The organism is Halomonas sp. BL6 (genome assembly GCF_006228115.1).
GTDB lineage: Bacteria > Pseudomonadota > Gammaproteobacteria > Pseudomonadales > Halomonadaceae > Vreelandella > Vreelandella piezotolerans.
The window spans coordinates 352693-364061 of sequence record NZ_VDGL01000003.1; the positions used below are offsets into that span (position 1 = coordinate 352693).

The following is an 11369-nucleotide window of genomic DNA, read 5'->3' on the forward strand; positions in this document are numbered from 1 at the left end:
GCTATTGGTGCCGCCGTACGCAACCAGGCAGAGGCGTTTGCGCTTGCATGCAGTTTTGTCGTCCCCTGCCAGATCGTTTTCATGGATGGTATTACGACAGCGCGCCTGCTGCGAGCTCATGGCCTTTGGCCTGTGACAGCGCCTATTTCGAGAAGAGGCACGGCAATATGACGGTTCGGTCACCCCATCGCGACGCCCTGCGAATTCTGTTTGTCTTGAGGGCGGGAGGTAGCCCCGTCGAACCACCAACGGCAGAGCATGCTCTTATCTTCAAAGGCGAAGCACGACTACAAGCGTTCGACTTCTGGATGCGAAATCCAGACTATCTTGCGGCTGAGTTGCTTGATTTGTTCGTAGAGACAAAGGACAAGAGCTACTACGAAGTAGCACAGGCGATCCTGGACGACGATGAACCCGACCTTCGCCGCGTTCCGATGGTCCGGTACTTCTTTGGCGCCTATGAACGCCTGGATGATGCCTTGTCGTTACTGAGGTCCCGCGATCTCGTTCGCATTACTGGCACCAAAGGAGCTAACGACAAGGTCTTGGAGACAAACTTCGTTCTCACTCAGACCGGCCATGACACATGTTCGACCGCAGTGTCGCAAGAGCCAATCCTTCAATGGTATGCGGACAGGGCTGAGTTGGTAGCGAAAGTTGCCGGAACCATGGGCGGGACAGCGTTGAAGCAAAAACAGTATCAGCGAGCGAGCTACGCGGAGACCAAGTTGGGCGGGGTTATTCCTGCCATCACAGAAGATGTGAGAGTTCGCCTAACGCAGCTGCAAACCGACTAGCGAGTGGGGGAAATATGGCGCAACCCAAGGAAGAATGGCTACAAGCGATAGCCACGAGGGCAGACGTGGAAACGTCCGTAGTTGAGGGAGTGCTTTCCGCTCACCGAATTCAACCATCACCTGTACTCGCCCAGCCTCGCAGACTTGTTCTGCGAGAGATCGAATTTTCTGGCGAGAAGGACGGCGTGGCGAACGCTGGGACTTTCACGTTTTTATGGACTGCTCTTGATCGCGGCCTATGGGCCATGCTCTCTGAGCATAACCTCCGGGGTAAATCAACCATCATCGAAATCGTTCGATGGATGATAAGAGGAAGGCCATCAAGCAACTTGCAAGATGATGTTCGGCGATGGGTCCATGCCGTGCGGCTGGACTTCTCCCTTGACTCAGACGAATACGGGATTGTTGCCAAGACTCAGGGCGAGCCTATTGGTAGCCTGTATCGTATTCGTGCGCCAGGCACTGCCGGAGGCGAACCGGGGAGAACTGTTCTTGCTAACTTTGCCAGTGATGGTGAGTTCGAAGCAGTCATGGCGGATTTCTTCATGCGCACATTCGCGATGGACCCGATATCAAGCTGGCGACAGGGAAGAGAGGAAGGGGGGCAATCAGTTACACATAGCTGGGTAGCCTTCTCAGGCGCCATGTTCATCGGTACCAACTATGAGGTGCTTCTTGGCGACATGCCCGTTGCCACTGGTCTCACATCACGATTGATGCAGATGTACCTAGGAGTTCCATGGGTTTCGACACTCGCTGCTGCAAAAACTGCGCACCAGGGCGTTGAGCAAGCTGTTCAAATTTCTGCTCGAAGAACAGAACAAGCACATGAGGCGACTAAAGAGCGCATTGGAAGTATTAGAGCCCAACTGGCAGAGAAGCGTGCTGAGCTAGCAAAGATTCCAAGCGATGAGGCCGTGCGCAACGCCATTGATGCTTATACGACAGAGCTGGCTGATGCTCGTCGCCAAGAGCGAGTCAGGGTGGAACATACGGAACGCGCCATTGCCGCGCTCCGAGAGTTGACCACTGTCCACCAAGAAGATCGGCGAGACCTCCAGACGCACATAGATGCCATGTCCGCGACGGCAGTGTTTCGTCGTCTGGAACCGAAGTGTTGTCCTCGCTGCGATCATACGATTTCCAAGGCAAAGAAAGAGCTTGAGAGTTCTACGCACTCATGCTCTGTTTGCGGTGAGTCGATCACGAACTCTGAAGATGGCGAGGCCATCAAGGCTGAGCTGCAGGAACGTGTTGTGGCATCCAAGGCCGCAGTAGCACGCGCCTCGGCCAAGAAGGACGAGGCGGAAAATGAACTAGCAGACCTTCGCGGAAAGATTGATCTCCTACAGAGTCGCCTTGAGGCAGCTTCTAAAGAGCTAGGCTCCGCAGTGCGGCGGCAGGAGGCTGCAACAGCCGTGGCAGTCCTAGAGGGACGTCTGGAGGAAGCTGAAGCCTCGATAAGTCCTAGCGTGCAAGATAATGACCGAAGCGGCGAATTAAAAATTCTGTCTGCTATCGTGACAGAAACGGAGGCTCGGGTTAGGGCCGTACGAGACGGATTGCTCAAGGATGTTTCTGAGCGCTTGGTCGAGTACGCTAATGCCTTCGGAATGGAGAACCTGTCGAAAGCATCATTGAAGGGAAATGCATCGCTCTCGTTGATCAAAGGTGGGGTGCCTACAAGCTACAGTAAGGTGACGGAGGGTGAGAAGCTGCGTCTGAAGGTGGCTACCGTTCTCGCGATGATCGAAATTGCTGAAGTGCGAGGTGTTGGTCGTCACCCGGGATTGCTTATGATTGATTCCCCCGCCGCTCAAGAGGTATCTCCCATTGACGTGGATCACCTCATCGCCGGGCTTCAGACAGTCTCCACCAAGCTTCCGCATTTTCAAGTGTTTGTTGCTGGTATCTCATCCAAGGCGATAACCGATCACATACCAAAAGCGCATCGCCGTGAAGTTGCCGGAAATGCCTTCTTATGGTGACTGGCATGCATCCTATCGAAGCCGAACTCCTAGAGATCGTGAAAGGTGGTCGAGATTGTAAATTGGAAGATCTTGGTGGAATCGAGATGCTCGCACCGGCAGCGCGTTCACTCGGCAATACGCCGATGATGCCTGAGCTGCTTCACCCCCTTGTGTTGGAGTGGAGCAATGCCAAGGGGGCAGATAGAGATATACACAAGGGAATCCTGCACGATCTATTAGAGGTCGCGACAACGGACTTCATACTGCTTGAGGCAATCGATATCCTCGAGCATCATCGGCCGCTGCCTGACGACGGAGATGAGTGTTTCTTCATGCTCTTCCTGGAGAAGGCGGCAATCGGCGACCACTCACTATCCGGGCTCTCACGCGGCGCAGCGCTTGATGGTGCATTTCGCTGGGCCAGCGACAACAGACGCTGGCAGCTTCGCTTACTGGACTTTTTCCTCGGTCTCGCGCCAAGCGACGACACAGAATTCCTGCGACGGACCGCCAAGATTGTCGGCGTCGCTTATTCCCATTGGCGTGACAAGGAACTGGTCGAGGTTCTGAATAAACTCGCTCAACTCGAAGCGGTCCGGCCTGAGGCAGCTTTCGAGTTGGGGATGGCGGCTCTTGCTGAAGCGATGGACAGAGCGGACAGCACCGCCGCAGCTACCGCCTTCCGTGAGGCCAGAGACTGGTTTGGTGAGTGCGACGCAGTATCTGAGCACCGTCCGGAAGCCAGCTTGTACATTGATGGCCTTGACCTACTCATTAGCTTCCACAGCGGTGCAGCAAGCACATCGCTCGGCACCGTGAGCGCCCGCGTCCAGCAGCATGCGTTCGAGCTGCACGCTTGGTCCGGAGGATCCGGCCCTCCGTGGTTGGGGATAAGGCAGGCCGAGGCGGCGTGTTGGAGCGCGTTGGCCAGTGCTGTTGCAGGACTGGCAGGTTCACTTGATGAGCCAAGTTGGTGGGAACCGGCAGCTGTCATCGAAGAGGGACTCCTGTCTGTGTACAGCGCAGGTCGATCGATCCTGCGTCGAGATCAGTATGGTGGCGTTGAAGCGATGCTCAGACCTCGAATACGCGCAAGTGTCGCCATGCAGGCCGGGCAGGCGCATCAAGTGCGCATGTGGCTCCAACAAAACACCTCCCACCAATGGGCCACGGAAACACGAGATCTGATTGCGCAGATTGATGCGTACATTGAACAGTCAGGTAGCCGGGAAAACCCTTCTGAGGCGGCGAGCGAACGGACCTCGCTCGCCGCCATCATCGCAAGATCCAGCATCCCGGAAGAGCAGAGGAATGTCGTCCTTGATGTAGTTGCGAACGCAGTGTCTTTGCAACTTTCCAATCTGACAAAGGCTGAAGTTGATGTTATCGAACGCTGTTGTAAGGAGGCGAGGAACCACACCGACTACAGCGCGAATACAAACGGGGCGCGTCTCTTCGACACCGTTCTTCTCTGGTTGGTCCGTTTTATCTTCAATCGCCTGGAATTAACTAAGGGCGACGACCCAACTGGTGCCTATCTCTTCGAACGCACTGACGGTTCACTGCCTCATGAAGATGCACTCCAGCAAGACTTTTTTCGCTGGGTGGCAACGTATGCCGCAGCAAGCGACCTTGAATCGACAAACATTGCAAGTGGCAGGGCCGACATACGCCTTAGGTCTGGCCCCGAACGTCTCGTTGTCGAGGTTAAGCGCGAGGAAAAGGACTGCTCCTTCGATACACTTTTCAAATCGTATGCAGCACAAACGACGGACTATCAGAACGTCAGCATCCGGTTGGGCGTACTGCTGGTGCTCGACCTGGCGACACCCAACCGCGAAGGCACTCCACATTTAACGAGCTTGTTTGAAATACGCCACGTCCGCCGCCACAGCGAATCCCAGTCACGGCTGATTTTGATCGTCAAGGTTCCCGGCCGACGAAAGAGACCAAGTGATCTCACGAAGCTTGCCAAAGCCAATCGACCTTAGACGGCAATAACGCCGTGATACGGTGTGAGAAGCTGCGAGACCGCTCACACCCTCGCTAGCCACATACCTGCCGTTGTAAGTGCGGAGCCCGCGTAATCTTGGATCAGTGATCTGGGTCGGAGGGGCAGGATCAGCGTGCAGCTAAGGTCAATAGCAGCCTCCCGCAACTGGTCGTGTGACTAACTCACTCCCGTACATTGTGACCGAAGGCCTGTAGAATTGGTGAGAATCATAAAATTTATCTTTTTGAATCAATGCTATATTAGATTATTAAAAAACGAAGAGCAGGCACATGTATTAATGTTATTAATAGCGCTGTGTGACATGAGGCATGGGGAGCGAGTATGGATCTAATCACTGACTATCTTGAAACCAATGGGCCCTCGCTCACCAGTGAGGTCGCCCAATATCTGATCGACACCTACAGCCTCACACCATCAGCAGCGCGTAAACGTGTCTCGCGGGCAGGCAGCGAGGTGCGTCGGCTGGCGGGGATCGTCTTCCCGCACAAGGCGCGTTTCCTCTACCTCCAGCATCAATTCGGTTCACCGTGGTATTGGGATAACTTGGCGCAAGCACTAATCGAGTCCAACTCAGCATATGGCTATACCATCGCCGCCCTTCGACAGCGTGGCGGTATCGTGCCAGCAAAGCAGTTTCCCATCATCTGCGGTGCGCCGCTTCGTCAGCAACGCCAACTCTCGCCTGACACGATCTTCGAGCGGCTATCCGATGCCAAGCTGCTGACCAAGGTCACACTCTCGGGTGTCGGGGAGTGCATTGCTTTCATCCAGGAGGAGGGGCACTACGGAACCCAAGCCGACCAAATGCGTGCAGAGCTCCTCACCGAAGATATCCTACTCACTGCCGTCAAGGATTGGCTGCGCAGGCTCGGAATTGCGAGCTTCGGGCAGGTGGCGCTGCGTGGCGGCGAAAAAATACCTCAGGTTGGAACCTTCGCTTGGGACCTGTCCGCTCCCTGCTATCTCGGCCACATGGTTCGCAAAGGCCCAGATGGTAAGGCAAAGCCCGGTTTTGTCGCCTGTGACGTCTTCCTGGGCGAGGACATGACCGGGGCTGGCGTTGCACCTTTCATCCGTAAATGTTTAACCTTGCGCAGCCTTCCCAAGATTGGGCCATGCATGCAAATTCTCGTCGCCAATCGTTTCGATCATGATGCCTTCCTATTACTCAAGCGCCACGGGATTATTCCCGCAACGCCAAAGACACTGTTCGGCGAGGAGGTGGCCGAAGCGCTAACCCAGCTCACTTCGGTGCTGATCAATGCTGCACACGCGATCATCGATCCCGGCCAGTTCGATGACCTGTTCAGGAAGCTCAGCAAAATCGAAGGCGCTGCTAACCAGCTTCGTGGCACTCTGTTCGAGTATATTGCCGCAGAGGTCGCCCGTCAGAAACTCGCGACTGAAGTCAGCATGAACCGCATCTTCAAGGTGCCTGGCAGTGAGGCCGAAGCGGATATCGTTGCTGTGACACCGCACCATAGAATTACTCTTATTGAGTGCAAGGGTTATAGCCCTAGGGCAACTATCCCAGACAAGCTATTCAAACGCTGGCTTGAGCACAATGTCCCGACCTGCTACGCGGCGATCAAACAGCACCCTGACTGGAAGAACTTGCCAGTTGCCTTCGAGTTTTGGACGACCGCGCCGCTATCCGATGAATCAATGGCGTTGTTCGCTAAAGCCAAAGAGAGAATCCGGCCGAGCCGCTATACGATCGACTTGAAATTGGGACGCGATCTTTTTGAGATAATAAGACAGACCCGCAATCCGAGTTTGATCACCGCATTCGAGAAGCATTTCGTTAAAATCGAACGTGAGCCTGAGGTTATTCCGGAGAATATCAATCTCGATACGTTTCCCTTTTGATGTTTTCCTCATTTCGCTGAATATCTCTTCACGTTAACGGAATGGTTGGTATCAGTGGACGATCGCGACCCCAGCTACCGGCCATGCTCGGTTGGTGATGGCTGCATTCATCTGATGATGCTGCACGCCTGGTTGCCATCGCTTACGCATCTAGCATAGGGATGCGTGACAAAAGTTACTCATCGGTACACCAGCGGTACACACACCAGCTTCGTATGCTATCCTCAAATTTTGGTAAGCTATTGATTTCAATGAACTGTACCTTTCGCTCGATTACGGTTGCTTTTCCTTGGGTATCAGTATCTTATAGTTTTAAAAGCGAACTCATAATCCCTAGGTCGTAGGTTCAAGTCCTACTGGGCCCACCATTTCTTAGCCTCTCCCCCTAGATCGCCTTATCTTCAAGCCGCTGACTAACATCAGTAAACGGCTCCTTTGCCATATTTTCTATTTCTCAAAACCTCATGTCTCTCTGTGGGCTCTTCCACCGATGATCCCCCTCGAACACTCCGTTCCCGCCTAGCCCCTTGCCCCACCAGAGTGATTGTGGTTGTGAATAAAAATCCGTATCATTCGCCTTACTATAACGATACTCCTCTTCCTACCCGTTGAGACTTCTCATGCTCCGTAAAACTCTCCCGTTTTCCGTCGCGCCGTTGCCTGCTGCCGTTCGTCGTTCACTGGTGGTGTCGCTCGGTGGAATGCTGTGCGCTGCGCCGCTGGCCGCGCTGGCCCAAGAAGATACCATTGACACCGGCACCACCGTGGTCACCGCGACCGCGTTGAAGGTCGATACGCCGCTGGTGGAGACGCCGCGCCCGGTCTCTAGCGTGGATCGGGAAGAGCTGGAAACCCGCAACGTGCAGCAGCTGGATGAAACCTTCCGCTATCGTGCCGGTGTACTGTCAGGCCACTATGGCAGTGACAACAATACGGATTGGTTCAAGGTGCGTGGTTTTGACCAGTCCACTTATCAGGATGGGTTGCGCATTTACCGTGAAGGCTTTTACCAGTGGCTGCCTGAGCCGTATGGCCTGGAGCAAGTCGAAGTCTTCAAAGGGCCTTCCTCGATTCTGTACGGCGAGGCGCCTCCCGGCGGTTTGATCAATGCGGTGAGCAAGCGTCCTACGGAAACGCCGCAGGGCGAGGTGAATTTCCAGCTGGGCAACCGGAATCATCGCCAAGTAGGCGTCGATACCAGCGGGCCGTTGGGTGAGTCGGGTGACGTTCGCTATCGGTTGGTGGGCTTGTACAAAGAGCGCGATGGCGATCTCGACCACACGGACAACGAGCGTTATTACTTCGCGCCTAGCCTCGCCGTCGATATGAGCGACGATACAACCGTTACTTTCTTGGCCAGCGTGCAGAAAGACGATGGCGTACCGGTCAACCCGTTCAAACTGCCCTACGGCACCGTGCAGGATACGCCGTTTGGCCGCGTCGACCCGCAAACCAACCTCAGCGAGCCGGGCTACGACCGTGATAACCGCACGCAGTGGGCGCTGGGTTACGAGCTGCGCCATGACCTCAACGATACGTGGCGGTTTGAACAAGATTTACGCTACAGCGAGCTAGACCTGGAGCTACGCAGCACCTATGCGTTCTTCATGTCGGACGCCCGTCGGGCAACGCGTGGCCATGTCTATCGCGATGGTTCTATCGACAGCTGGACGGTCGATAACCGCATGGTGGGTAACTGGTACACGGACCGCACCGAAAACACGCTGTTATTGGGTGTCGATTATCAGAACCTGGGGGTGAGTGGGCAAGAAGCCGACCCGTTCCCATTTGGCGATCCTATCGATGTGTTCGACCCTACCTACGGCAACTTCACGCCGGTGGGCGCGGATGATTTGTTGAGCCGCGAGATCGATAAAGAGCAGACCGGTTTGTACGCTCAAAACCAGCTGCGCATCGATGATCGCTGGGTGCTGCTTGGCGGTGTGCGTGTCGATCAGGCCGAAACCGAGAACCGCAATCTGACCTCAGGCGTCACGCAGCGCTCTGATGATGACCAGGTCTCTTGGTCGGGCGGCGCGATGTACTTGAGCGACCAAGGGATCAACCCGTACATCAGCTACACCGAGTCGTTCGATCCGGTGGGGCGTGTGGATGATGCGGGCGATCTGTACGAGCCCCGCGAAGGCGAACAGTGGGAGGCCGGTATCAAAATCGCGCCGTTTGGCTGGGATGGCTACGTGACGGCTGCCGTGTTCGATCTGAAAGAGAACAATACGCTCGTGAGTTCTCCTGCCGGGTTCCAGGTTCAGGAAGGCGAGCGTACCTCTCAAGGGTTTGAGCTGGAGGGCGTGGGTTACCTCACCGATGCGTTAAAAGTGACGGCTGCCTATACCTACACGGATTCACGCTTGGAAGATGATCAGCGCGCGCCATTAATTCCGCGCCATCAAGCGTCTACTTGGCTGGATTACGCCTTTACCAATGGGGCCTTGCAAGGCGTGAGTTTGGGTGCTGGTGTACGCTACGTGGGCAGTACGGTGGACACGAGCGTTGCGGACAATACCGCCGTCGATAGTTATATGGTGGCGGATGCCATGGTCGGTTATGAGTTTGCCGATGGCTGGCAGGCTCAGGTAAACGTCAATAATCTGACTGATGAAGAGTATGTGGCCAGCTGTGAGTACTGGTGCTACTACGGCGAATCTCGCAGCATCATCGGCAGCGTGAAATACCGCTGGTAAGAGCGATCACTCGCACTCAGCTTTAACCCACAACGCCCGGCTTTAAGCCGGGCGTTGTTGTTCGTCTATGTATTACCCATTCACCATCGCGTGCCATACGATGCTTTCGGTGGGGCCTTGCTCAAGGTCGGCACAGGTGTCTACCCGCCATAGCGTGGTGGCTTGGCAGTGCACGGTCAGTTCACCTTGCTGCTGGTCGAGCCGCCACTGAAAGCGTATCTCTCGTGTTTGGTCGTCGCCGTGATCGCTGATCAGAGCAAGCTTTGGTTGTGCGGTATCTGTGCTGAGGTGTGTTAGCGCAGCGATTTCAGCGCTTTGTTGTGCGGGGGTTAATTGCGAGCCGCCGCGATAGCCGGGCAAAAAGCGCTGTTGGCGGGCTTCGGCCTGTAAGAAGGGCAGCGCTTGTTCTGGCGTAATACGCCCATATTTGCGCACGTTTGGCAGCACGATCACGCTGGCAGCGAGTCGGCAGCCGCCGAGGTGGCTGCTCTCCCATACCTCGAACGGCAGCGGGTGCTCAGCTACCGTGCTGGCTAGCGCTTTGAACGTTTTATAACCGTACTTCGCGCAGCACTTATCTTTGGTGCCGTGGGTACAGCAAAGAACCAAATCATTGAGCATCGCTGGCTGCTCCCACTGGCTAAGGCGGCTGCCACTTTGAAAGGCGCTGAAGAACGCCTCTAATTCCCATCGTGCCACGCGAAAGCGGCGCCTCTCCGGCATCAGAAAGAGCTGATGCTGGTACTTTTCCATGCCCGGCTGTTGGATCAGGTTGATGCGTAGGCCATCGTCGGCCAGTGTATCCAGCGTTTGCTTTAATGAATCGCTCATATCGCTGGCGTGGCGCAGTTTGCGCTGCCACTTCGCGCGCGGCCAGCTAAGCAGTAAGTTGCGCTCGGCATGGGCGGCGCTACCGGCCAGCGGATCGTGCTGTTCACGGCTTAAATCTGCGCAGAAGGTATGGTTCATAGAGCTGCCTGTAACGTCGCCGAGGTGAAGGGCACGCACACTGGGCTGCCGCTAGCGGGGTCGCGCAGAATATGCGCATCTAGGTCGAAGACGCGCTTTAGGTTGGCCGCGGTGAACACGTCGTTTGGCGCGCCGCTGGTGACGATTTGCCCATCGCGCATCATCACTAGATGGTCGGCGTAGGCGGCGGCGAGGTTCAAGTCGTGCAGTACCAGCAGCAGCGTGCGGCCATGGTCGTGGGCCAGCCGAGATAGCAGCGCCAACAGGTCTACCTGCACCTTCAAATCTAAAAAGGTGGTGGGTTCATCCAGCAAAATTAAATCGGTCTGCTGGGCGAGCACCATCGCGATCCAGCAGCGCTGGCGCTGGCCGCCAGAGAGCGCTTCCACATCTCGGTCGGCAAACTCGGTCACGTGCATATAGGCCATGGCTTCGGCGATGGCGTTGGCATCCTGCTGCGGGTCTTTTTTCCAAAACCCTTGGTGGGGAAAGCGTCCCATCCCCACCAGCTGTTTTACGCTCAACCCCTCGGGGGCGATGGGGCCTTGCGGCAAAATGCCTAGCCGCTGGGCGACCTCCCGGGTGTTGCTGCGATGAATATCCTTGCCATCGAGATAGACATGCCCGCCGCTGGGCGTCAGCGTGCGCGCCAGCGTTTTCAGCAGAGTCGATTTGCCGCTGCCATTGGGCCCTAGCAGCACGGTGAGTTGGCCTTCCGCTACAGCCATATCTACCCCTTGCAGGATGCGCTTGGTGTCGTAGCCCGCGTGCAGGCCGTCAGCGGTGAGTCGTGATGCAGGGTGGGAATAGGCGGGCATAAGGTAGGCTCAGGCAAGCTCAGTCACGAAATCAGGGCAGCCAGCACCCTAAGACAAAATATTCTCATTTTCAATGTTGTTCTTGTGGCTGCCTCATGTCGAGGTAGTTCGTTAGTTCGTTAGTTCGAACGGTTCGTTCGCAAAGGTAGACCTGCTTGGCTCTTTATGGATAATATAATCATTATCATTTAGATGCGCATTGTCATTTCAGTGCGCGCTAACGTGATAGT

The 11369-nt window shown here is 55.6% G+C and carries 7 protein-coding genes; 5 read left to right on the forward strand and 2 right to left on the reverse strand.

Translation table 11 applies throughout. The features are described from left to right. The first annotated feature begins 47 nt into the window (after nt 1-47). The 5 genes from FHJ80_RS08370 (at nt 48) to FHJ80_RS08395 (ending at nt 9352) form a co-directional block, all read left to right on the forward strand. Entirely contained in the window at nt 48-797 is a 750-nt protein-coding gene (locus tag FHJ80_RS08370) for a hypothetical protein (RefSeq protein ID WP_218013971.1), read from the forward strand. Between the two features lie 14 nt (nt 798-811). Next, on the forward strand, nt 812-2785 hold the full coding sequence (locus tag FHJ80_RS08375) for a large ATP-binding protein (RefSeq protein WP_139526555.1): 1974 nt from the start codon (nt 812-814) through the stop codon (nt 2783-2785). Between the two features lie 5 nt (nt 2786-2790). Next, a complete protein-coding gene (locus FHJ80_RS17310; RefSeq protein ID WP_176558228.1) occupies nt 2791-4758 on the forward strand; it encodes a hypothetical protein in 1968 nt (655 codons plus the stop codon). A gap of 344 nt (nt 4759-5102) precedes the next feature. Beyond that, a complete protein-coding gene (locus tag FHJ80_RS08390; protein ID WP_139526556.1) occupies nt 5103-6650 on the forward strand; it encodes a hypothetical protein in 1548 nt (515 codons plus the stop codon). Nucleotides 6651-7270: 620 nt separating this feature from the next. Beyond that, a complete protein-coding gene (locus tag FHJ80_RS08395) occupies nt 7271-9352 on the forward strand; it encodes a TonB-dependent siderophore receptor (RefSeq protein ID WP_139526557.1) in 2082 nt (693 codons plus the stop codon). Between the two features lie 72 nt (nt 9353-9424). On the opposite strand, the gene FHJ80_RS08400 is transcribed toward FHJ80_RS08395, so the two are convergent. Both FHJ80_RS08400 and FHJ80_RS08405 read right to left on the reverse strand, forming a co-directional pair. Then, nucleotides 9425-10321, reverse strand: coding sequence for a sucrase ferredoxin (locus FHJ80_RS08400; RefSeq protein WP_139526558.1), 897 nt, complete (start codon nt 10319-10321; stop codon nt 9425-9427). Beyond that, on the reverse strand, nt 10318-11139 hold the full coding sequence (locus FHJ80_RS08405; RefSeq protein WP_139526559.1) for an ABC transporter ATP-binding protein: 822 nt from the start codon (nt 11137-11139) through the stop codon (nt 10318-10320). The genes FHJ80_RS08400 and FHJ80_RS08405 overlap by 4 nt, the downstream gene beginning before the upstream one ends. Nucleotides 11140-11369: the final 230 nt, after the last annotated feature.